This window comes from Streptomyces sp. NBC_00647, from assembly GCF_045207245.1.
Classification (GTDB): Bacteria; Actinomycetota; Actinomycetes; order Streptomycetales; family Streptomycetaceae; genus Streptomyces.
In genome coordinates, this window is the sequence record NZ_CP109040.1 from 8,534,788 (window position 1) to 8,556,431 (window position 21,644).

The 21,644-nt window shown below is 72.2% G+C and carries 19 protein-coding genes; 7 read left to right on the forward strand and 12 right to left on the reverse strand.

Annotated features, from left to right (window positions below; translation table 11 throughout):
• Window positions 1-4: 4 nt before the first annotated feature.
• Window positions 5-1,384 carry a glycoside hydrolase family 43 protein gene (locus tag OG788_RS37410; protein WP_406375423.1) on the reverse strand — a complete coding sequence of 460 codons (1,380 nt, stop codon included), beginning with the start codon at window positions 1,382-1,384 and terminating at the stop codon, window positions 5-7.
• A gap of 28 nt (window positions 1,385-1,412) precedes the next feature.
• On the reverse strand, window positions 1,413-2,813 hold the full coding sequence (locus OG788_RS37415; protein ID WP_406375424.1) for a glycoside hydrolase family 43 protein: 1,401 nt from the start codon (window positions 2,811-2,813) through the stop codon (window positions 1,413-1,415).
• A 303-nt stretch (window positions 2,814-3,116) separates the two neighbouring features.
• Here OG788_RS37415 and OG788_RS37420 point away from each other — a divergent pair, with 303 nt between their 5' ends.
• Window positions 3,117-3,608, forward strand: a complete 492-nt coding sequence (locus tag OG788_RS37420; RefSeq protein WP_351553386.1) for a hypothetical protein — start codon at window positions 3,117-3,119, stop codon at window positions 3,606-3,608.
• A 44-nt stretch (window positions 3,609-3,652) separates the two neighbouring features.
• Here the strand turns inward: OG788_RS37420 and OG788_RS37425 are convergent, their stop codons facing one another.
• Window positions 3,653-3,868 carry a dodecin gene (locus OG788_RS37425; protein ID WP_266764246.1) on the reverse strand — a complete coding sequence of 72 codons (216 nt, stop codon included), beginning with the start codon at window positions 3,866-3,868 and terminating at the stop codon, window positions 3,653-3,655.
• Between the two features lie 218 nt (window positions 3,869-4,086).
• Between OG788_RS37425 and OG788_RS37430 the strand changes: the two genes are divergently transcribed.
• Window positions 4,087-5,349, forward strand: coding sequence for an extracellular solute-binding protein (locus OG788_RS37430; protein WP_406375425.1), 1,263 nt, complete (start codon window positions 4,087-4,089; stop codon window positions 5,347-5,349).
• Window positions 5,350-5,462: 113 nt separating this feature from the next.
• Here the strand turns inward: OG788_RS37430 and egtD are convergent, their stop codons facing one another.
• From egtD to egtA, 4 genes are read right to left on the reverse strand one after another with little or no spacing between them, the layout of a single operon-like run.
• Window positions 5,463-6,425: an L-histidine N(alpha)-methyltransferase gene (egtD, locus tag OG788_RS37435; protein ID WP_406375426.1), complete on the reverse strand. Its 963-nt coding sequence runs from the start codon at window positions 6,423-6,425 to the stop codon at window positions 5,463-5,465.
• A complete protein-coding gene (gene egtC, locus OG788_RS37440; RefSeq protein WP_406375427.1) occupies window positions 6,422-7,213 on the reverse strand; it encodes an ergothioneine biosynthesis protein EgtC in 792 nt (263 codons plus the stop codon). The genes egtD and egtC overlap by 4 nt, the downstream gene beginning before the upstream one ends.
• Window positions 7,213-8,544: an ergothioneine biosynthesis protein EgtB gene (egtB, locus tag OG788_RS37445; protein WP_406375428.1), complete on the reverse strand. Its 1,332-nt coding sequence runs from the start codon at window positions 8,542-8,544 to the stop codon at window positions 7,213-7,215. Before egtB ends, egtC begins: the two co-directional genes overlap by 1 nt.
• The gene (gene egtA, locus OG788_RS37450) at window positions 8,541-9,878 is read right to left on the reverse strand and encodes an ergothioneine biosynthesis glutamate--cysteine ligase EgtA (protein ID WP_406375429.1); all 1,338 of its coding nucleotides are present in this window, start codon (window positions 9,876-9,878) and stop codon (window positions 8,541-8,543) included. The genes egtB and egtA overlap by 4 nt, the downstream gene beginning before the upstream one ends.
• A gap of 259 nt (window positions 9,879-10,137) precedes the next feature.
• Between egtA and OG788_RS37455 the strand changes: the two genes are divergently transcribed.
• A complete protein-coding gene (locus OG788_RS37455) occupies window positions 10,138-10,971 on the forward strand; it encodes a TIGR02452 family protein (protein WP_351553372.1) in 834 nt (277 codons plus the stop codon).
• A gap of 202 nt (window positions 10,972-11,173) precedes the next feature.
• Here OG788_RS37455 and OG788_RS37460 read toward each other — a convergent pair whose 3' ends face one another.
• The 4 genes from OG788_RS37460 to OG788_RS37475 form a co-directional block, all read right to left on the reverse strand.
• Complete coding sequence (locus OG788_RS37460; RefSeq protein ID WP_351553365.1) at window positions 11,174-11,620, reverse strand: type II toxin-antitoxin system PemK/MazF family toxin; 447 nt, start codon at window positions 11,618-11,620, stop codon at window positions 11,174-11,176.
• Window positions 11,621-11,815: 195 nt separating this feature from the next.
• On the reverse strand, window positions 11,816-13,306 hold the full coding sequence (locus OG788_RS37465) for a flotillin family protein (protein ID WP_406375430.1): 1,491 nt from the start codon (window positions 13,304-13,306) through the stop codon (window positions 11,816-11,818).
• Between the two features lie 284 nt (window positions 13,307-13,590).
• Complete coding sequence (locus OG788_RS37470) at window positions 13,591-13,815, reverse strand: hypothetical protein (protein ID WP_351553359.1); 225 nt, start codon at window positions 13,813-13,815, stop codon at window positions 13,591-13,593.
• Between the two features lie 20 nt (window positions 13,816-13,835).
• Entirely contained in the window at window positions 13,836-15,260 is a 1,425-nt protein-coding gene (locus OG788_RS37475; RefSeq protein WP_406375431.1) for an amidase, read from the reverse strand.
• Between the two features lie 169 nt (window positions 15,261-15,429).
• Here OG788_RS37475 and OG788_RS37480 point away from each other — a divergent pair, with 169 nt between their 5' ends.
• The 3 genes from OG788_RS37480 to OG788_RS37490 all read left to right on the forward strand — a co-directional run bounded on the left by OG788_RS37480 (window position 15,430) and on the right by OG788_RS37490 (window position 19,302).
• Window positions 15,430-16,464 (forward strand): LacI family DNA-binding transcriptional regulator, encoded by a 1,035-nt coding sequence (locus OG788_RS37480; protein WP_406375432.1) that lies wholly within the window; start codon window positions 15,430-15,432, stop codon window positions 16,462-16,464.
• 93 nt (window positions 16,465-16,557) lie between these two features.
• Window positions 16,558-17,736 (forward strand): 4-hydroxybenzoate 3-monooxygenase, encoded by a 1,179-nt coding sequence (locus tag OG788_RS37485; protein ID WP_406375433.1) that lies wholly within the window; start codon window positions 16,558-16,560, stop codon window positions 17,734-17,736.
• Window positions 17,737-17,865: 129 nt separating this feature from the next.
• Window positions 17,866-19,302, forward strand: a complete 1,437-nt coding sequence (locus OG788_RS37490; RefSeq protein WP_406376951.1) for an aldehyde dehydrogenase family protein — start codon at window positions 17,866-17,868, stop codon at window positions 19,300-19,302.
• Window positions 19,303-19,428: 126 nt separating this feature from the next.
• Here the strand turns inward: OG788_RS37490 and trxA are convergent, their stop codons facing one another.
• Entirely contained in the window at window positions 19,429-19,809 is a 381-nt protein-coding gene (gene trxA / locus OG788_RS37495; protein ID WP_351553343.1) for a thioredoxin, read from the reverse strand.
• 119 nt (window positions 19,810-19,928) lie between these two features.
• On the opposite strand from trxA, the gene OG788_RS37500 reads away from it, so the two are divergent.
• Window positions 19,929-21,362, forward strand: a complete 1,434-nt coding sequence (locus OG788_RS37500; protein ID WP_406375435.1) for a dihydrolipoyl dehydrogenase family protein — start codon at window positions 19,929-19,931, stop codon at window positions 21,360-21,362.
• Window positions 21,363-21,644 lie beyond the last annotated feature (282 nt).

The following is a 21,644-nucleotide window of genomic DNA, read 5'->3' on the forward strand; positions in this document are numbered from 1 at the left end:
GGCGTCAGAAGCCGACCGAGAAGGTGGCGTCGGCCTTGTCGGTGGAGGTGGAGATCGGATCGATGCGCAGCACGTAGTCCGCGTGCCTGAGGTAGCGGTCCGGGTGGTTGTAGGAGCGGAAGGACGACCACGACGTGTCGGCCAGACCCGCCGTCCGGTGGAAGGTGGCGTCCTGCGCGAAGGTCGTGGTCCCGTCGTCGACGGCGAGCGCCATCTGGTAGTTGCTGTGCCGCAGGTAGCGCGTCGGGTAGTTGACCGAGCGGAACGAGACGCCCGCCGTGTCGGCGAGTCCCGGCACCAGCGTCCACTGCGCGTCCGCGTACGGTTCGAAGGGGTACTCGTCGATCCGGGCGGCGTAGTTGGAGTGCCGGACGTAACGCGCCGGATAGTTGTAGGACTTGAGCCGGTTCCAGGCGGGGGCGCCCCACTTGGCGAGGAGGCTGTCGTACTCCGTTGTGGTGATCGGCTGGATGCTCCCGTGCTTGGAGTTGAGCGGCTGTGTGTAGAGCCGCTGGTCGACCGGGGTCCAGGTGCCGCTCGCGAGGTCGGCGGACTGCCAGGCGTAGAAGACGCCGTTCGGCGTGTAGGTGTCTCCCCAGAGGAACCACGTCGCTGTGGACGGGGACTTGACGAGGATCGGGGCCTCGGTGCCGCCGTGCGCGACCGGAGTGCTGAACACGGTGAAGCTGCCGGGGTTCAGGGACGACGACCTGGCGCCCACCAGGGTCTGGTCCTTCTTGAAGTACAGGTAGTTGACGCCGCCGACGCCCACGGCGAGATCGCCGTCGATGACGTCGTAGCCGGGGTCGAAGAAGACCTGCGCCGCCGACGCCGTCACGAAGTCGGTCGTGTAGTTGACCATGATGACGTTGTGGCCGCTGGAGTCGACGGCGGAGTAGATGATCCCGTACTGGCCCCGGCCCGCGTCCCAGTAGGCCTCGGGCGCCCAGCTGTGGGTGGCCATGTCGTGCAGCTTCAGCCGGCGGTAGCCGCTGAAGGACCGCAGGTCGGCGGAGTCCCAGACGTGGATGTACTGGCTCTGCAGACTCCAGTCGGTGCCTTTGAGGTCGGTGGCGATCACGACGAACGTGCCGTTCTGCTTGCGCAGGACGAAGGGGTCGCGCAGGCCGCCGGTGCCGCCGGTCGGCGTCACGACGGGCTTGTTCTGGTTCAGCGGCGTCCACTGGAGGGAGTCGGTGCTGACGGCCAGATGAAGGCCGTAGTCCGCTCCGCTGAAATTCGGGGACTCGGTGAAGTAGCCCATCACGTAGGCGGTTCCGGCCGCGGCGCGGGCGGTCGGGGCGCCGAGGGCGACGGCGGCGGTGAGGCCCGCCATCGCCCCCAGAGCGACGCGCCGGGACGGCTGAAGGGGACTGTCGTTCATGGCGGTCTCCTCGATGATCGTGCGGGGGTCAGGCCCAGGCCGTGACGGGGACGAAGGAGCTGTCCTGGCGGAAGAGGGCGGTGCCGTCGGCGATGTCCATGCGCAGCTGGTAGTTGTAGTGGCGCAGGTAGTAGCCCGGGTAGTTGTACGACTCGAAGCGCAGGGAACCGCTCGACGTGCCCGTCCGGGCGATGAAGGTGGCGTCCTTGGCGAACGTCGCCGTCCCGTCGTACGCGTCGAAACGGCCGCGGAAGTCGTAGTGCCGCAGATAGTTGCCGGCCATGTCCTGGAAGGAGCAGCCGTTCGCGTCGGCGAGGCCCGCCACGACGGTGAAGGTGGACGCCTGTTTCTCGGCTGCGGTGCTGGAGGCGCTCACCACGGGGAGGTTGAGCAGCGCGGACTGCTCCTGCCAATAGCGGGTGGTGTAGTTGCCCGACCGGAAGGACCGGGTGACGCCGGTGGCCAGGGCGGCCCCGCCGGAGACCGTCTCCTTGATCACGGTGAAGTGGCGTGCGGTGCCGGAGATTCCCGGCAGCTTCTTCGGCGCGCTCCAGGTGGCGAACGTGTCGTAGCTGTCGCTGCAGTAGTAACTGCCGTCGCCGTAGCCGTCGAAGAAGATCCGCCATCCGCCGTTGTCGAGCTGGATCAGCGCCGGCCCCTCACGGCTGCCGCCCCAGCCCGCCCAGTCGCCGGTCCGCCGGATCGTGTACGGCCCGGTGAGGGCGGAGGCGGTCGCGTACTCGATGTACTTCGTCGTCTCGTTCTTGGTGAACGCGTGGTAGGTCGACCCCGTCTTCACGACGAAGGTGTCGATGTGGTTCGGGCCGATGCCGGCCAGCGCTGTCGGTGAACTCCAAGCCGTCAGTGCCGAGTTGGTTGCCTTCAGTAGATAGGGCGTGAAGATCCACTCGTCGCTGGTGAGCGAGCAGGACACGATGATGTTGACGCTGCCGTCGCTGTCCACGAACCACTCGGGCGCCCAGGCACGTGACAGGCCCGTGACCGGGACCGTGTAGTCGTACAGGAAGCTCCAGTTGACCCGGTCGGCGCTGCGGGCGAAGCCGATGGTCGTGCTGACGTCCTGCCAGGTGTGGGTGGTGTAGGTGACGTAGTAGTAGCCGTCGGTGTGCTTGAACACGCTGGCGTCGCGGATCCGGTTGCTCGGCGGCGTGTACGCGGACGCCTTCAGCAGCCGGAAGTCGGTCGCGTCGTCCGACTCGTAGACGTTGACGGTGCCGTCGTCGCTGTTGAGGAACGGCACGATGGTGTAGCGGGTGGCGTAGCCGCGGGCGGGTGCCGCGGCGGCGGTGCCGAGCAGCCCGGGCAGCTCGCCCAGGGCGAGAGCGGCCGCGGGCAGGGCGGCCAGGGCGCGGAGCAGGCTGCGGCGGGACGGCTGCGGTGGGCGCGGCGCGGTGTCGGGTGTGGTCATGTGCGGCTCTCCTCGGATCGGTCACTCGGCCGGCGAGAGGGGGTTCACCATGAAGGGAGGGGGGTTCACCTGGACCTCCGCATGCCGAAGAGCGGGGCGGTGGTGTCCCTCCGCCGCCCCTCTCCGTTCGAAATACCGAATGCTGTGCGACATGCTGTGCGAGGCATTACGGTAAGGGCTTGCTGGGTGGTGTGAACAGGGCCTGTCGAGGCGGAAGTTGAGCGTGTTCCCGCGCGGGGCCGCGGGCCGTGACGCGGGCCGCTGTCGGTGCCGCTGTCGGTGTCGCTGTCTAGGCTGGCTCGCGTGAAGGAACAGAGCAGCAGGCCACTTGCCGTGTTCGACCTGGACGGCACTCTCGCGGACACCGCGCACCGACAGCGGTTTCTGGAGCGCACGCCGCGGGACTGGGACGCGTTCTTCGCCGCGGCGCCCGAGGACCCGCCGCTCGCGGAGGGTGTCGCGCTGGCGCTGAACAGCGCGCGGGAGTGCGAGGTGGTCTATCTGACCGGCCGTCCCGAGCGGTGCCGGCGGGCCACCGTGGACTGGCTGGCCGCCCAGGGCCTGCCCGAGGGGCGCATCTGGATGCGGCGCAACGACGACCGCAGGCCCGCCCGCCGCACCAAACTGGAGATCCTTCGCCGGCTGGCCCGCGACCGGGAGATCCGGGTCCTCGTCGACGACGACGAACTCGTCTGCGAGGACGCGGAGCGGGCCGGCTTCACGGTCGTACGGGCACGGTGGGCGGCCGCGTCAGCGGCACTGAAGGACGCGCAGGAGCGGGAGGGGCGGACCTGAGGGGGTTTTCTCGGCGGGTGCGGGACCCGTGGGGGAGGGTCGTGTCAGTCGGCGTCCTCCAGCCGGAAGCCGAGCTTCAGGCCGACCTGGTAGTGCTCGATCTGCCCGTTCTCGATCTGGCCCCTGACCTGCGTGACCTCGAACCAGTCGAGGTTGCGCAGGGTCTGTGAGGCCCGGGTGATCCCATTGCGAATGGCCTGGTCGACGCCTTCGTGGGAGGTCCCGACGATCTCGGTGACCCGGTAGGTGTGGTCGGACATGCGGCTGCTCCTCTCCGCCGTGGCGCGAGTGCCAGGCGTCATTCCACGGTGCCCCACCGCGTGGCGCTCCGCGAGACGGCGGGGGTGGCCCGGGTGACGGGGGGCCCTTGACGGGGCCGATTGGTCCATACCAAACTCCAGACACCCGTGCGAGCGACCGGCTCGTCCCCCCATGTCGGGCCCCTTGCCCCTGTCCGCAAGACAGAACAGGACCCCTCGTGAAACGTCGCCTCCTCGCCGTTGTCTGCGTCACGGCCTCCCTGCTCACCGCCTGTGGCGCCCTGCCGGGCAGCGGCGCGCAGCGCCGGACCGTCACGGTGTGGCTGATGAAGGACAGTGCCTCCAAGGAATTCCTCAAGCGGTTCACCGAGGACTTCGAGGACCGGCACGGCGACCTCCGGCTCGACATCCGCATCCAGGAGTGGACCGGGATCGGCGAGAAGGTCCAGGCGGCCCTCAAGGCGGAGGACGAGGCCGTGCCCGACGTCATCGAGGTCGGCAACACCCAGGTCGCGCAGTACGTCGACGGGGGCGGCCTGAGCGATCTGACCCTGGAGTCGATGCGCGACTGGGGCATGAACGACTGGCTGCCGGGCCTCGCCGGACCCGGACGGATCGACACCCGCCAGTTCGGCATCCCCTGGTACGCCGCCAACCGCGTCGTGATCTACCGCAAGGACCTGTTCGCCGGGGCCGGCATCAAGCAGCCTCCGAAGACCCGCGAGCAGTGGCTCACGGACACCGAGCGGCTCAACGCCGACGGGAATCAAGGCATTTACCTGGCCGGCCAGGACTGGTACACCCTCTCCGGATTCATCTGGGACGAGGGCGGCGACCTCGCCGAGGAGTCGAGCTCCGGACACTGGGAGGGCTCGCTGGGGACGCCGGCCGCCCTGCGCGGCATGGACTTCTACCGGCGTCTTCAGGCACTCGGCAAAGGCCCCGTGGACGCCGACGAGGAACACCCGCCGCAGTCGGGAGTGTTCGCGAAGGGGCGGGTCGCCCAGATCGTGGCCGTGCCCGGACTCGTCCAGGCCATCGAGCGGACGAACCCGGACCTCAAGGGCAAGCTGGGCTTCTTCCCGGTCCCCGGCAAGACCGCCGCGGCGCCCGGCGCGGTCTTCACCGGCGGGTCCGACCTCGTGGTGCCCAAGAACACCGACGACCGCGCCGGCGCCACCGACGTCGTCTCCGCCCTCGTCGGCGCCAAGTGGCAGACGGAGCTGGCCCGGACGATGAACTACGTACCCAACAAGACGAAACTCGCCGACGCCGTATCGGGTGAGGAGGGAGTCGCCGCCATGGCGGCGGGCGCCGCGCACGGCCGGGCGACCCCGCCCTCACCCCAGTGGGCCGCCGTCGAGGCCGACAACCCGATCAAGGACTGCATGTCGAAGATCCTCGGCGGAGCCGACCCGGCCACGGAGGCCCGGCGCGCCTCCAGCCGCATCACGAAGATCCTGGAGGCCGACCGAAGGTGAGGGTCCGCGCCCTCCCGCACCAGGATCTGTCCGGGACGTCACGGCGAACACCGGGTGCGCGGCCGCCGTCCCGGCCGACCGCGCTCCTCCGCCGTGACCGCCCGGACCGGGTGCTACGCCGCCGCGCTCAGCGACAGGGCGAAGCGGCCCTCCGTGTCCGTCCACCAGTGGGTCAGGCCGAAGCCCGCCGCGGCCAGTTCACCGCGGACGCCGTCCTCGCGGAACTTCGCCGAGATCTCGGTCCGCAGCTCCTCGTCCTCCGCGAAGTGGACGGCCAGGTCGAGGGCCGGGATCTTCACGGTCTGCGCGGTGCGCGACCGCAGCCGCATCTCGATCCACTCGTGCTCGGCGTCCCAGAGCGCGACATGCTCGAACGCGTCGAGGTCGAAATCGGCGCCGAGTTCACGGTCGACCACGGTCAGCACGTTCTTGTTGAACGCCGACGTCACCCCCGCCGCGTCGTCGTAGGCGGTGACGAGGACCGACTCGTCCTTGACCAGGTCGGTACCGAGCAGCAGGGTGTCGCCGGGGGACAGCAGCGACCGTACGGACGCCAGGAACGTGGCCCGCTCGGCCGGCAGCAGATTGCCGATGGTGCCGCCGAGGAAGGCCACGAGCCGCGGCCCGGGGGTGCCGGGGAGCGCGAGACCGCCGGTGAAGTCGGCGATCAGCGCGTGGACGTTCAGGCCCGGCCGCTCGGCGATCAGCGCGTGCCCGGCCTGGGTGAGGGCGCTCTCGCTGACGTCCACGGGCACGTAGGTGTGCAACTCCGGCAGGGCGTCGAGCAGATGGCGGGTCTTCTCCGACGAGCCGGAACCCAGCTCGACGAGGGTGCGCGCACCGCTCGCCGCGGCGATCTCGCCGGCCCGCGCGAGCAGGATCTCGCGTTCGGCGCGTGTCGGGTAGTACTCCTCGAGTTCGGTGATCTTCTCGAAGAGTTCGCTGCCGTGGGCGTCGTAGAACCACTTCGGCGGCAGTGTCTTGGGCAGGTGTCCGAGGCCGTGCAGGACGTCGGCGCGCAGGGCCGCGTCCGTGGTGTCCTCGGGAAGGGTGCGGGTCAGCAGGAACGGACTCACGTACGGGGCTCCTTGCGCTGTGCGGATGCCATGTCGTCGCTCATGTCCTTGAGCGGGGTGAGCAGTGCCTCGGTGCGGCTCGCCGTGAGGAGGGTGCGGTCGGGGACCTCCCGCCAGCGTGGGTCGTCGTCGTGCGGCTCGGAGGCCACGACGGTGTGACGGCCCGGCTCGGCGAGGTACCAGAGGGTGTCGCCCCAGGCGGTCGCGGTGATGGTCTCGCCGTTGGTGAGGAGCAGGTTGAGCCGGGACCCGGGAGCCGCCTCGGCGACCTCCAGGACCGTGTCGGCCAGCGCCTGGCTCTCCTCGTCACCGGCGCGCAGCCGGTGCAGCACCAGCGCCCAGACGAACGCGGAGTCGCACCGGGCCTCCAACGACAGCAACTCGGCCGGGGGCAGGCCCGGTACGAGCGGGGCGAGCGCGTCGGGCCACCCGGCGACCGCTCCGTTGTGGCTGAACAGCCAGGGGCCCGCGGTGAACGGCGCCGCCGCGGCCTCGCCGTCCGCGCCCGCCACGGTCGCGTCCCGCACCGCCGCGAGCAGCGCCCGCGTCCCGACCACCCGGGCCAGATCCGCGAACGACTGGTCGCCCCAGATGGGCCCGGTGCGCCGGTACCGGGCCGGCACCGGGTCTCCCTCGGCATACCAACCCACCCCGAAGCCGTCGGCGTTGACCGTCCCGTGCCGCTGTCGCCGGGGTGCCCACGACTGCCGGTACAGGCTGTGCTCCGGCTCGACGAGGAGCGCACCGAGCCGCTCCTCGTCGCCGAGGTACGCCAGATGACGGCACATCAGGAATCCCCGTCGCGGGCCGTGCGGAACCCGGAGAAGATCTGCCGCCGGATCGGGTAGTCCCAGTTGCGGAAGGTGCCGCGGCAGGCGACCGGGTCCACCGCGAAGGAACCGCCGCGCAGCACCTTGTACTCCGGGCCGAAGAACACCTCCGAGTACTCCCGGTAGGGGAAGGCCACGAAGCCGGGGTAGGGCTCCAGATCGCTCGACGTCCACTCCCACACGTCGCCGATCAACTGCCGTACGCCGAGCGGCGACGCGCCCGCCGGGTAGCTTCCCGCCGGGGCCGGGCGCAGATGGCGCTGGCCCAGGTTGGCGTGGTCCGGGGCCGGGTCGGCGTCGCCCCACGGATAGCGCGTGGAACGGCCGGACACCGGGTCGTGGCGGGCCGCCTTCTCCCACTCGGCCTCGGTGGGCAGCCGCCGCCCCGCCCAGCGTGTGTAGGCGTCGGCCTCGTACCAGCACACGTGCAGGACGGGCTCGTCGGGCGGCACGACCTCGGTGACGCCGAAGCGCCGCCGCAGCCACTGCCCGCCCTCGCGTCGCCAGAACTGCGGGGCCTCGATGCCGTGCGTGCGGATGTGGTCCCAGCCCGCGGGGGTCCACCAGCGTGCCTCGTCGTAGCCGCCCTCCTCGATGAAGGCCTGGTACGAGGCGTTCGTCACGGGAGTGGTGTCGATGAAGAACGACGGAACCGTACGCCGGTGCGCGGGGCGCTCGTTGTCGAGCGCCCACGGCTCGGTGGAGGTGCCCATCACGAACGGGCCGCCGGGCACGAGGACTTCGGCGGGCCCGGTGAACGGCGGCGCGGGCGCGGGGTCCGGCGCCGTGAGGGCGGCGGGCCCGGTGCGGAGCTGATGGGTGATCAGCATGGTCTCGTCGTGCTGCTGTTCGTGCTGCGCGATCATGCCGAAGGCGAACCCCGCCTCGGTCAGCCGGGTGCCCCGGAACGCGGTGCTCTCCAGCACGTCCAGCGCCCGGCCGCGCACCTCGGCGGCGTACGTCCGGGCCTCGGCGGGCGCCATCAGCGGCAGGGACGGCCGCTCGGAACGCGGGTGCTCGAACGCGTCGTAGAGCCGGTCGATCTCGGGCCGCATCGCCTCACGCCCCGCGACCGTCCGCAGCAGCCACAGCTCCTCCTGGTTGCCGATGTGCGCGAGGTCCCACACCAGCGGGGACATCAACGGCGAGTGCTGCGCGGTCAGGTCGGGGTCCTCCACGCACGAGGTGAGGAGGGCGGTGCGGTCGCGGGCCGTGGTGAGCGCGTCCAGTGCGCGCCGCCTGAGCGACTCCGGATCGGTGAGCGCATCGGTGGCGGTCATCTCGGTCATGTGTTGATGTCCTTCCCGTCGAACCGACCCTGCGAGCGGCCTCCGTCGCCGCGCCCGGACGAACCGTCGTGCCGGGACCGGGCCGCGACGGCCAGGTCGTCGGCGGGGCAGCGGCCGCGTGCCACGTAGCGGACGGTGAACTCGGCCACCGCGTCGAGGACCTCGGGGCCGGCGCCGAGCCGGGGCAGTGCCTCGGACGCCGCCGCGAAACAGATCGCCGCGGCCTCGCGCAGCTCCGGATCGGCGAGGCCGAACCGCGCGGCGTCCTCCCACAGCGGGTTGCGGGGCGCCGGAGCCGGGCCGGCCCGCTCCGCGAGAGGCTTCACGGTGCGGTAGGCGATCTCGGCCGCTTCCGGGTCGTCGAAGAGCGCCGCCGTCACCGCGAGCGGCACGATCCAGCCGTTCTCGCCCGGCTGCGCGTCGATCATCCGGAGTTCCAGATGGCCGCGCGGCCGTACCGGCGGGAACAGCGTCGTCAGGTGGTAGTCGAGGTCCTCCCGGTCCGGCGGCTCGTCGGACCGGGTCCAGTCCCGGAAGCTCAGTCCCTCCGGGACGTCCCAGGGTGCCTCGGGCGCCCGCACGCACATCACCGGCGCGTCCAGCACATGCCGGGCCCAGGCGGCGCGGGGGTCGCCGCCCAGAGCGGGCGCGTCGATGCGGCCCGGGTCCATGGACGCCCAGAGCGACTGCCGTGTGGAGCGCCAGCCGGTGTGCCGTCCCCGTGCCATCGGCGAATGGGCGAACGCGGCCACCAGGACCGCGCCGAGCTGGTGGGCCAGCCACCAGCGGCGTCCGTGCCCGAGCGGGCCCGGTTCCTCGTATCCCGCGTCCAGACACACCTGGACGGAGGCCGACGTGCACATCATGGCGCGGCCCTCGGGTCCCGCGCGGTCGAGGTACCGCTCCATGGCGTCGTACCTGGGCTCACGGAGATAGCGGCTCGGGGGGTTCCAGGGGTCCTGGCCGTAGCCACTGAGGCCGAGACCCGCCTCGCGCAAGCAGGCGCGTACGGCGTCGAGGTCGGCCGAGACGGACCCCACGCACTCCATCAGGGAGGTGGCGGGAGCGGAGCTCAGCTCCAGCTGTCCACCGGGTTCGACGGTGAGCGCCGAACTCAGGGGCAGGGTCCGCAGTGCGGCGTACGCCGCTTCGAGTCGTTCAGGTGGTACGGGGAGCCGCGGTCTGCGCAGCTCGTGAACGAGCCATTCAACTTCGACACCGAGGAAGCGAGGGGGACCGGTCTTGAAGCAGATGCCGCGGACCAGCGCCTCCACTTCGGCCTCGGTGACGGCGGAGCGTCGTCGCTCCGTACAGTCACTCACCGAATCGGACATGTTGGGGATCCTCCTGAGATTCCACCATGCCGCCGGCCCGGGGGTCTGGTGGGCCGGACCGGCAATCACCTGTCCCACCCAAGACCCTCGCGGCGGTTCGCACAAGGGTGCAAATAGTCGCTTTCGGGACCGGGAACCACTGTTTGCGGGGCCGCGAAACTCTGTTGCGCCGCAGGACCAGCATCGCTCACGATGCGTTCATGGGCACGACGGGGGAACGCACGCAGGCCGTGCTCGTGGCGCGTACGGGGGTGGCGCCATGAGCGCGCGCCTGCGTGCGATCGCCCGGGAGACCGAGGAGATCGTGGCGGCGGGCGGCTATCGCGGGCCCGCCGGCGGCGCGGTGTCCATCGCCGCGGCGGTCGAGGCCGCGCGGGCCGGTACACGCCTGCACGGACCGGAACCGGTTCGGGCACCGTCGGTGACTCCGGTCGGCACATCGTTCGAGGTCACGGGCGAGAGCAGCCTGGAGGCGGCCCGTCGGCTGACCGCCCTGGGCGGGGATCCGGTCGCCGTCCTGAACTTCTCCTCGGCCCGCAATCCCGGGGGCGGCTATCTGAACGGCGCCCAGGCCCAGGAGGAGGCCCTGTGCCGGGCCTCCGCGCTGTACACCTGCCTGCTGCGGGCCCGGGGGTTCTACGACCATCACCGCGCCCACCGCGACGCGTTCTACACGGACCGTGTCATCCACTCACCCGGCGTACCCGTCTTCCGTGACGACCGCGGCCGGCTCCTCGACGAGCCGTTTCCGGCCGGATTCCTGACCGCGGCGGCCCCCAACGCGGGAGTCGTCCTGCGCGCCACCCCGCAGCGTGCGGCCGAGCTGCCGGGCGCGCTCGCGATCCGCGCCGAACGCGTCCTGGAGACGGCCGCCGCCCACGGCTACCGCCGCCTGGTCCTCGGGGCCTGGGGCTGCGGAGTGTTCCGGAACGACCCGGCGCACGTGGCGGGCGCCTTCCGGGGACTGCTGGTCGAGGGACGTTTCGCGGGGTACTTCGACCACGTGGTGTTCGGAATCCTGGACCGCACCCCGGGCCGGACGACACACCAGGCGTTCGAGCAGGCGTTCGCATTCGAGCTCAGGGGAGCATGACGGACCCTCTCCGGCGGTCCGCCCCCGGAACGACACCTCCCCGGCCGCCATCGGGTGGCCCCGCACCTGTAGGCCGTCATGGCAGGTCCGGGCCTCACGGCCTGCACCGGCCGGCCTCGGCATCCGAAGGCCGACACCACCGCGCGCGGGGACCCACGGGTTTCCACCGCGGGCCCGCCCGCCGACCCTCACCTCGCGGCGCTCAGCGCCAGCCGTACCGCTCCCGCAGCCGGTGCACCACGGAGTTGAACCGCATGCGGTCCAGCGCGCAGGCCTCCCGCCGCATCCCGTCCTCGTGCAGCCGGAGCACCCGGTCCACACCCACCCACGAGTCCCGCCCGGTCCGGTCCCACGGACCGCTCCCGATCGCCACCCACTCGCGGTCACCGTCGTGCCGCTTGCTGGAGAGCTGGACGGCCAGCAGCGTGCCCGCGGCCTCCCGGGCCACGACCAGCACCGGGCGGTCCTTGCCCCGGCCGTCGTTCTCCTCGAACGGCACCCAGGTCCAGACGATCTCGCCGGGGTCGGGGTCTCCGTCGTGCGCGGGGGAGTACTCGGTCTTCACCGGGCCGACCTCGCGGGGCTCGGCCTCGGAGGTCGCGGAGGGGCCGTAGCGGCCGGGGACGTCTTCTTCGGTAGAGGCAGTCACGCGGGCCACGGTAGAGCCCTCGCGGGAGAGGGCGCCGGGCGGGTCCGCGTCCGTACGGCATCGGGCGTACGGGAGCCGTGCTCCAACTCCCGTACGCCCGGGCCTCACCTCGTCGAGGCGCCCGTGCCGGTGCCCGTGCGCCTCACCGCGTCGTCCTCATCCCCCGTTCGCGTCCCTCGCGTTCACCCGTCGTGCTCACCGCTCGTCCTTCTCGACGGGCACCTTCTCGGTGAGGGGCGGCACGAATCCGTTGACCCCCGCCGCCGGGCTCTGCCCCTGGCTCCCCTCCTGGTTCATCGACGAGAGCAACTGGCGTGCCAGGCCCAGGCCGGTGCCGCCCATGGTGAGCGCCTTGGCGAACAGCTCCGACATGCCGTCGGCCCCGTTGAGCAGCACCATGTGATCCACGTTGCCGAACGCGCTCGCGCCCGCCCGGACGATCTCCGGCCAGTTCTCGGCGAGTTGCTGGGCGACCACCGCCTCCTGGTTCTCGGCGAGCGCGGCGGCCCGCGCCTTGATGGTCTCCGCCTCCGCGAGGCCCTGTGCGCGGGTCGCCTCGGCGGCGGCGAGACCCTTGGCCTGGGCCGCCGCCGCCTCCGCCTCACCGGTGGCCTTGGTCGCCAGCGCGGCGGCCGCACCCCGGGCCTTCGTGGCCTCGGCCTCCGCGTTGGCGGCGGTCTTGACCCGGTTCGCCTCGGCCGCGGCGGCCAGTTCGGTCTCCTTGGCCTTGGCCTGCGCCGCCGAGATACGCGCGTCACGCTCGGCCTCGGCACGGGCCCGTGTCTCGTACGCCTGGGCGTCCGCGGGCTTGCGGACGTCCGCCTGGAGCTGCTGCTCGCGGCGGAGGGCGTCGAGCTCGGCGATCCGGGTCTCCTGCACGACGACGTCCTGCCGGGCCGCGGCGTCGGCGAGCGGTCCGGCCTGCCGGGCCTTCGCCGCCGCCTTGTCGCGCTCGGCCTGGTAGCCGGCCTGGAGGATCTCGCTGTCCCGGGTCGCCTCCGACATCCGGGCCGCGGCCTTCTGCTCGGCCTCGGTGGCCAGACGGTTCGCCTCGGCCTGCGCGATGCGCGCGTCCCGCTGGACGGCGGCGGCGTGCGGCATCGCGAGGTTCTTGATGTACCCGGTCGGGTCCTCGATCTCGTGGATCTGCAGCGAGTCGACGATCAGACCGAGCTTCTCCATCTCCGTACCGCACGCGGCCCGCGTCTGGCCGGTCAGCTTCTCCCGGTCGCGGATCATGTCCTCGACGGTCAACCCGCCGACGATGGACCGCAGATGACCGGCGAACACGTTGTGCACCCGCTCGGCCATCATCTTCTGCTGGTCGAGGAAACGGCGGCCCGCGTTGGCGATCGACACGAAGTCGTCGCCCACCTTGAAGATGACCACGCCCCGCACCTTCAGCGGAATGCCCTGGGTGGTCACGCAGTCCACGTGCAGCTCGGTCTCGTTGAGGTCGAGCGAGATCTTCCGCACCGCCTGCACACCCGGCATCACCAGCGTGCCGCGCCCCGTCACGATGCGAAATCCCATGCCCTCTTCAAGGCCCTCGGTCCGATGCTTCGAACCGGAGATGATGAGTGCTTCGTTGGGCTCCGCGACACGCCACATGAGCTTGAAGACCACAACGATGAAGATCAGTGCGAGGACAACCGCCCCCGCCACGACGCCGATGACCATCGGCATACGCCCCCTTTGCATGGTGCCCTGTCGGCACCGAACGAACGGGAGTGTGCTCCTTGCCGACGCCGGGGTACAGAGCCCGGCGAATCCTTGTTGCGTTCTTGACGCATACGGCTCTCACCTGGGACGAGGCATGCTCAACTGTCGTATGGACGGCGTGAGTTCGCCGGCCTACGGAGGGGCGAGCGGGCACCTTCGGGCGTCGCCGCGCGGGCAGCCTCCGGCCGAGCCGCGGCCCGCGCGGGTGAAGGCCGCGAGCGCCCGCCCGCCGGCGTCCCGATACCCCGTCAGGCGTCGTACGCGGCCGAGACGTACACCGTGCGCGGCGGCAGGTACTCCACCACCATCACCACCGTGCCCCGCTCGATGCGTTCCTTCGCGGCGGCCGGATAGGCGAGGAAGTGCTCGGCGCCGCCACGCACCCGGACGATCACCTCGCCGACGAGCCCGGGGCCGACCGTGCCGGTGACCCGCCCCATCAAACCGACCATCGACGCATCGTCCATGGTCACAGCGTAAGGCTGGAACTCGCTCACGCGGCCGGGGAGTCCGCGACGGCCTCGTGCGGCGGCCACAGTTCGTGCCAGCCCTGGTCCGCCTCCAACTGCGCGGCCAGCGACACGAGTAACGGCTCGCTGTCCGCAGGGCCGAGCAACTGCGCGCCGACCGGGAGCCCTTCGCCGACGAAGCCCGCCGGGACGTTCACGCCGGGCCAGCCGAGGATGTTCCACGGCCAGGCGTACGGGCAGGCGGCGATCATGGCCCGGTCGGTGCCGAAGCCGCTCAGGCCGGTCATCTCACCGATCCTCGGCGGGGGAGCGGCGGTCGTCGGCGCGAGCAGGACGTCGTAGGTGTCGAAGAGGGCGCCGATGCGCCGGTGCAGGCCGGCCTCGGCCCGGCGGGCCACCCGCAGCGGCGCTCCGCCGAGCAGCCGGCCGAGGCGCGCCGCGTCGCGGGTGCGCCGGTCGAGGAGTTCGGGGAACGGCACGTCGCGCACGTGTTCCGCGAGACCGGCCGTGGCGCGCGGGAGGAACGTGAGCCCGATCTGGCCGTAGCGCGGATCGGCCTCCTCCACCGTGTGCCCGAGCCCGGCGAGCCGCTCCGCGAGCGCGACGACCTTCGCCCGTACGGCGGGGTCGAGCCGGGCGGGCAGCGCGGTGAAGGGCGGTTTCAGCGACAGGGCGATGCGCAGCCGGCCCGGATCGCGGTCCACGGCGTCACGGACGCGCAGTGCGGCGGGCCGGTGCAGATCGCCGTCGTGGTGGCCGCTCGCCGCGTCCAGCAGCAGGGCCGCGTCCGCGACGGTGCGGGCGAGCGTGCCGTTGACCGTGATGCCCTGGAAGGACTCAGGGCGCGGCCAGGTCGAGATCCGGCCGCGCTGCGGCTTGATGCCGATCAAGTGCGTCCACGCGGCCGGTATGCGCACGGAGCCCGCGCCGTCCGAGCCCAGCGCGGCGGGGACCAGACCCGCGGCCACGGCGGCCGCGGAGCCTCCCGACGAGCCGCCCGGGGTGTGCCCGTGGTGCCAGGGATTGCGGGTCGCGCCGAAGGCCGGGCCCTCGGTGAAGGGCCACTGGCCCAGCTCGCAGGTGTTGGTCTTGCCGATCACGACGGCACCGGCCGCGCGCAGCCGGCGTACCGCCTCGCCGTCCTCGGCCACCGGCGGGAAGTCGCCCGGGCAGCCGAACGCGGTCGGCTCGCCCGCCACGTCCATGTCGTCCTTGACCGCCAGCGGCACCCCGAGCAGCGGCAGCCGTCGGCCCGCCGCCAGCTCCTTGTCCGCCGCGTCGGCCTCGGCGAGGGCCGCCTCGGCACGCACCAGCCGGAACGCGTTCACCGTGGGCCGGGCGGCCTCGATCCGGGCGAGAGCCCGCTCGACGAGCTCGCGCGAGGTCACCTCGCCGTCGGCCAGGGCGCGCACGCTCTCGGTCAGGCCTGCGGCACGGTCGGGAGCCATCCGGGTCACCTCCGAAGCAATGGTCTACCGAACGGTAACCTCTGCGCGGGCCAATCGGTACGGGATGAGCAACTCACTTTGCGGAAGCGGGAGTTCCGGGCGCCCGGGGGCCGCCCGGGTGCCCCGGCACGAAGCGGCGTCCAGGGCTTCTGCAAGGATGCCGTACGTCATGGTGCAGATACCGAAGCAGCCCGCCCAGCAGTCGCCCGCGCAACGACCGGTGCCGACGAGTGCCGACGTGGCACGCCTCGCGGGTGTCTCGCGCGCGACCGTCTCGTACGTCCTGAACAACACCAGCGCCGTCCGCATCAGCGAACCCACCAGGCGCCGGGTCCGCGAGGCCGCCGAGGAACTCGGATACGTCCCGCACGCCGCCGCCCGCAGCCTGCGCGCCGGGCACAGCCGTATGGTCCTGATGCCCGCCCCGACCGTGCCCGTGGGTCCGCTCTACAGCCAGTTCTTCTCTGAGCTCCAGGGTGCGCTCGGCCGGCTCGACTACACCGTCGTGCAGTACGGCAGCGTCGGGCTGCGCGGCGACGAGGCCGCCCGCGCCTGGGCCGAACTGCGGCCCGTCGCCGTCCTCGTGCCGGGCAGCGGGCTCGGCCCGCAGGGTGTGGCGGTCCTCAAACGGGCCGGCGCCCGTGCCGTGGTGACGCTGGGCCCCGAACGGGTCGAGGGCGCCCACGCGCTGCTCATGGACCACGACCGTGTCGGCCACTGCGCGGGCGTCCATCTGCTGTCCGTGGGCCGCCGCCGCATCGGCGTGGTGATGCCCGGGGAGGCGGGCCTGGAGATCTTCTCCAAGCCCCGCCTCGACGGCGTACGGCGGGCCCTGCGCGGTACGGACGCGACGGTGACCGAGCTTCCCCTGGCGTACGAGGAGGAGGCCGCCGCCCGGCTCGCGGCGCGCTGGCGTTCCCTCGGCCTCGACGCCGTCTTCGCGTACAACGACGAGTACGCGATGCTCCTGATGCGCGCCCTCCAGGACGAGGGTGTCGCCGTCCCGGACGAGACCGCCGTCGTCGGCGCCGACGACCTCATGCTCGGCCGGCTGCTCCGGCCCCGGCTGAGCACCGTCCACATCGAGCTGCCCTCCGGCCGGGACCTCGCCGAACTGGTCGACCGCGCCGTCCGCGAGCCGGGCGCCCAGCCCGAGACGCACGAGGTGCTGGGCGCACGCGTCGTGCACCGCGCGTCCAGCTGAGAGAGGCTGGGCCTGTTCGCCCGGCCCGAGCGCGGCCGGGCTGGTCCCCCGCCGGAGCTCCGCCCCGGCGGCACCGGACACCGGAGGCGCGTCATGCGGACCACGGTCGGCATCATCGGCGGCGGCCCGGCAGGGCTTCTGCTGGCCCGGCTGCTGCACCGGACGGGGGTCGACTGCGTCGTCCTGGAGAGCAGGACGCGCGCGTACGTGGAGCGGCGCCAGCGGGCCGGCATGCTGGAGCAGGGCACGGTCGACGCGCTGCGCGGGTGCGGCGCGGGCGGGCGGCTGGACGCCGAGGGCCTGGTCCACCACGGCATCGAGCTGCGCTTCGACCGCGAGAGCCACCACATCGACTTCCCCGGACTCACGGGCGGCCGCACGGTCACGATCTACGCCCAGACGGAGATCGTGAAGGATCTCGTCGCTCTCCAACTCGAGGACGGGCCACCGCTGTTGTTCGAGGCGGAGGCGCTGGCCGTGGAGAAGCCGGAGAGCGACTCACCCGTCGTACGGTTCGTGCACGAGGGACGCGAGCGGACGCTCACCTGCGACTACGTGGTGGGCTGCGACGGCTTCCACGGCATCGCGCGCGCCGCGTTCCCGGCCGGGACGAGCCGCACGTACGCGCACGACTATCCGTACTCCTGGCTCGGGATCCTCGCCGATGTGCCGCCCTCCTGCGAGGAGTTGATCTATGCCCGGGGTGCCACCGGTTTCGCCCTGCACAGCATGCGTTCACCGACGGTCTCCCGGCTCTACCTCCAGGTCCCGAACGGCACCGACACCGCCGACTGGCCCGACGAACGCGTCTGGGACGAACTGGCCGCGCGCTTCGCCGTCGACGGGGACTGGCGGTTGGAGCGTGGCCCCGTCACCGCCAAGTCGGTCACCCCGATGCGCAGTTGGGTCCACGAACCCATGCGCCACGGGCGGCTGTTCCTCGCCGGGGACGCCGCCCACATCGTGCCGCCGACCGGTGCCAAGGGGCTCAACCTCGCGGTGTCCGACGTGCGGCTCCTGGCGCGCGGCTTCGCCGAGCTGCATCGAACGGGATCGAGCGAACTCCTGGACCGATACTCGGAACTGGCTCTCGAGCGTGTGTGGCAGGCGACGCGCTTCTCGTACGACATGACTAGGATGTTGCACGCTCAACAAGATGGAGATGCCTTCGAGACCCGGATGCAGCTCGCACGACTGCGCCGGATCACGGCATCCCGCCCCGCCGCCGCCGAACTGGCCGCGAACTACACGGGACTTCCGCTCGCCCCTTGAGTTCGCCGGGCCCCGGAGACAGGGACCCGAAGGTCACGGAAGCCACGGAAGCCACGGAAGAGACAGAAGCCCCGAGCCGTAGGGGCCGCCGAGTCCCGCAGGTGATCAGTGAACGATCGGAGAGCCGACATGCCGCTGCTCGACCCCACGACCTGGCAGTCCCGCCCGCTCTCGGGCGTGGAGTACGCCGTCACCGAGCCCGCCACCGGTGAGGGCCTCGGCACCGTCACGCTCGCCGCCGCCGAGGACATCGCGACGGCGGCGCGGACCGCCCGCGCCGCCCAGGCCGAGTGGGCCGGAGCCCCGCACTTCGTGCGCGCCGCCGTGCTGCGCAAGGCGGGGGACCTGTTCACCGCGCACGCCGACGAACTGCGCGACTGGATCGTGCGGGAGTCCGGCTCCATCCCGGGCAAGGCGGACTTCGAGCTGCACGTCGCCGCCCAGGAGTGCTACGAGGCCGCCGCGCTCGCCTCGCGCCCGACGGGCCAGGTCCTGCCCTCCGAGGCACCGCGACTGTCGTACACGCGCCGCGTCCCGGTCGGGGTCGTGGGCGTGATCGCGCCCTTCAACGCGCCCCTGATCCTCTCGATCCGCTCGGTCGCCCCGGCGCTCGCGCTCGGCAACGGAGTCGTTCTGAAGCCGGACCCGCGCACCGCCGTGTGCGGCGGCCTCGCGCTCGCCGCCGTCTTCGCCGAGGCGGGACTCCCGGACGGGCTGCTGCAGGTGCTGCCCGGCGGCCCCGAGGCCGGCCGCGCGCTGGTCGCGGACCCCTTGGTCCCGGTCATCTCGTTCACCGGCTCGACCGCCGCCGGACGCGCGGTCGGTGAGGCGGCGGGCCGTCATCTCAAGCGCGCACACCTGGAGTTGGGCGGGAACTCCGCCTTGGTCGTCCTCTCGGACGCCGACCTCGACGCGGTCGTCTCCACGGCGGCCTGGGGCTCGTTCTTCCACCAGGGCCAGATCTGCATGACGACCGGCCGCCACCTGGTCCACGCCTCGCTGTACGAGGAGTACGTCGAACGGCTGGCGGCCAAGGCCGACTCACTGGCCGTCGGCGACCCGCACCGCGAACAGGTGCACCTGGGCCCCATCATCGACGACGCCCAACTCGCGAAGATCCACGGGCTGGTGGAGTCCAGCACGGCGCACGGGGCGAAGCTGGCCGCGGGCGGTACGCACGACCGGCTCTTCTACCGGCCGACGGTGCTCGCCGGAGTCGACGACGCGACCCCGGCGTACGCCGAGGAGGTGTTCGGTCCGGTCGCGCCGGTCCGCTCCTTCGGCAGCCTGGACGAGGCGGCGGCCCTCGCGTCCGCGGGACCGTACGGCCTGTCGCTGGGCATCGTCACCCGGGACACCGCGCGCGGCCTCGACCTCGCCGAGCGCATCCCGACCGGAATCGTCCACATCAACGACCAGACCGTCAATGACGAGGCCGTCGCTCCCTTCGGCGGTACCGCCGCCTCCGGCACCGGCGCCCGCTTCGGCGGTGAGGCCAATCTGGAGGCCTTCACCGACGTGCGGTGGACGACGGTGCGTGGGGACGTGGCGACGTACCCCTTCTAGGGGACCAGGGCTCTCGGAGAACCGGTTCCAGGGGACCGGGCTCTCGGAGAACCGGGCTCCGGCTTCCAGGGGTCTCGGGCCTCGAAGGCCCGGGTCCCACGGGCGCGGGCCTACCCGCCCGGGGGTCTACTCCGCGGCCTTGGCCGCCTGCTGGGCGGCGACCGACTTGCGGACCTCGTCCATGTCCAGCTTCCGGGCCTGACCGATGACGTCGTCGAGGGCGGCCGCGGGCAGCGCTCCGGGCTGGGCGAAGATCGCGACCTGGTCGCGGACGATCATCAGGGTCGGAATCGACTGGATGTCGAAGGCGGCGGCCAGCTCCGGCTGGGCCTCCGTGTCGACCTTGGCGAAGACCAGGTCGGGGTTGGCCTCGGCCGCCTTCTCGTAGACCGGGGCGAACTGACGGCACGGCCCGCACCAGGACGCCCAGAAGTCGATCAGGACGAACTCGTTGTCCGTGACCGTCTGGTCGAAGTTCTCCTTGGTGAGCTCCACGGTGCTGCTCATGCGTTTTCCCTCTTCCTCACGTCAGGGTCATGCCGGTTTCCACAACGCCACCCACCGGGGGCGTATTCCGCGCCCGTACCCGTGTGGCCACGGCGCACACCAGCAACCAGACTGGCCCCATGACGGAAACGGAATCCATCGCCTACGACGTCGTGGTGCTCGGTGCCGGGCCCGTGGGGGAGAACGTCGCCGACCGCGCCCGCGCCGCCGGCCTCTCCACCGCGGTCGTGGAGTTCGAGCTGGTCGGCGGCGAGTGCTCGTACTGGGCGTGCATGCCCAGCAAGGCCCTCCTTCGCCCGGCCATCGCCCGCGCCGACGCCCGCCGCGTACCCGGTCTCGCCCAAGCGGTGCAAGGCCCCCTCGACGCCGCCGCGGTGCTCGCCCACCGCGACTGGTTCACCTCCGACTGGAAGGACGACGGCCAGCTCGCCTGGCTGGACGGCATCGGAGCCGACTTCTACCGCGGCCACGGCCGGCTCGCCGGATCACGCACCGTGACGGTCGACGGGCCCGACGGCGTCCGCCGGGTGCTGACCGCCCGGCACGCGGTCGCCGTCTGCACCGGCACGCGCGCCCAGCTCCCCGATCTGCCGGGGCTCGCACAGGTCAAACCCTGGACGAGCCGCGAGGCCACCAGCGCGCACGAGGTGCCCGGACGGCTGATCGTGGTGGGCGGCGGCGTGGTCGCCGCCGAGATGGCCACGGCCTGGCAGGCCCTCGGCTCCCAGGTCACCCTCCTGGTCCGCGGCAAGGGCCTGCTGCCCCGCATGGAGCCCTTCGCCGGGGAGCTGGTGGCCGAGGCCCTGGCGGAGGCGGGCGCGGACGTGCGCACCGGCACCTCGGTGACCGCGGTCTCGCGCGAGGGCTCGACCGTGGTCGCCCTCACCGACACCGGTGACCGCATCGAGGCCGACGAGATCCTCTTCGCCACCGGCCGCGCGCCGCGCACCGAGGACATCGGCCTCGAGACGGTCGGCCTGGAAGCGGGCTCCTGGCTCGACGTCGACGACAGCCTCAGGGTCGTCGGCAGCGAGTGGCTGTACGCGGTCGGCGACGTCAACCACCGCGCCCTGCTCACCCATCAGGGCAAGTACCAGGCCCGGATCGCCGGCGCCGCCATCGCCGCCCGCGCCGCGGGGGTGCCGCTGCTGGAGACGGACCCCTGGGGCGCGCACTCCGCGACCGCCGACCACGCGGCCGTCCCGCAGTGCGTCTTCACCGACCCGGAGGCGGCTGCCGTGGGCCTCTCCTTCGCGGAGGCGGAACAGGCCGGGCACCGGGTCCGGGCCGTGGACGTCGACATGGCCTCGGTGGCCGGGGCCGGCCTGTACGCGGACGGCTACCGCGGCAAGGCCCGCATGGTGGTCGACCTCGACCGCGAGATCGTCCGCGGTCTCACCCTGGTCGGCCCCGGCGTCGGCGAACTGATCCACTCCGCGACCGTCGCCGTCGTCGGGGAGGTGCCGGTCGACCGTCTGTGGCACGCCGTCCCGTCCTATCCGACGGTCAGCGAGGTGTGGCTGCGGCTTCTCGAGGCGTACCGGGACGCGTGACCCGGGAGCGGTGTACCGGCGGGTCACCGCACGTGCCCCGGAGAGCCGCCCCGCTCATGCGCGTCTGCTCCTGAAGCCTGTATCGCCTCGGAAGGACAGGAAGACCGCTGCGCCGCCGGATCGTGAGGATCCGGCGGCGCAGCGGGGGTGCTGTGACACAGACACCGCGTCTGCCGGGAGAGCCGGACATCCCGGCCCTGCGCGGACACGTGGCGTTGTGCGCGCCCGCTCTCGTCCGCGTGCCGTACGGCCGGTTGGCCCAGTGCCCGGCGGAACGGGAAG

Coding starts and splice junctions, on each gene's coding strand:
- OG788_RS37410 (WP_406375423.1), bottom strand. CDS start 1,384: ATGAACGACAGTCCCCTTCAGCCGTCCCGGCGCGTCGCTCTGGGGGCG.
- OG788_RS37415 (WP_406375424.1), bottom strand. CDS start 2,813: ATGACCACACCCGACACCGCGCCGCGCCCACCGCAGCCGTCCCGCCGC.
- OG788_RS37425 (WP_266764246.1), bottom strand. CDS start 3,868: ATGTCCGACCACACCTACCGGGTCACCGAGATCGTCGGGACCTCCCAC.
- egtC (WP_406375427.1), bottom strand. CDS start 7,213: ATGTGCCGTCATCTGGCGTACCTCGGCGACGAGGAGCGGCTCGGTGCG.
- egtB (WP_406375428.1), bottom strand. CDS start 8,544: ATGACCGAGATGACCGCCACCGATGCGCTCACCGATCCGGAGTCGCTC.
- egtA (WP_406375429.1), bottom strand. CDS start 9,878: ATGTCCGATTCGGTGAGTGACTGTACGGAGCGACGACGCTCCGCCGTC.
- OG788_RS37455 (WP_351553372.1), top strand. CDS start 10,138: ATGAGCGCGCGCCTGCGTGCGATCGCCCGGGAGACCGAGGAGATCGTG.
- OG788_RS37465 (WP_406375430.1), bottom strand. CDS start 13,306: ATGCCGATGGTCATCGGCGTCGTGGCGGGGGCGGTTGTCCTCGCACTG.
- OG788_RS37475 (WP_406375431.1), bottom strand. CDS start 15,260: ATGGCTCCCGACCGTGCCGCAGGCCTGACCGAGAGCGTGCGCGCCCTG.
- OG788_RS37480 (WP_406375432.1), top strand. CDS start 15,430: ATGGTGCAGATACCGAAGCAGCCCGCCCAGCAGTCGCCCGCGCAACGA.
- OG788_RS37485 (WP_406375433.1), top strand. CDS start 16,558: ATGCGGACCACGGTCGGCATCATCGGCGGCGGCCCGGCAGGGCTTCTG.
- OG788_RS37490 (WP_406376951.1), top strand. CDS start 17,866: ATGCCGCTGCTCGACCCCACGACCTGGCAGTCCCGCCCGCTCTCGGGC.
- trxA (WP_351553343.1), bottom strand. CDS start 19,809: ATGAGCAGCACCGTGGAGCTCACCAAGGAGAACTTCGACCAGACGGTC.
- OG788_RS37500 (WP_406375435.1), top strand. CDS start 19,929: ATGACGGAAACGGAATCCATCGCCTACGACGTCGTGGTGCTCGGTGCC.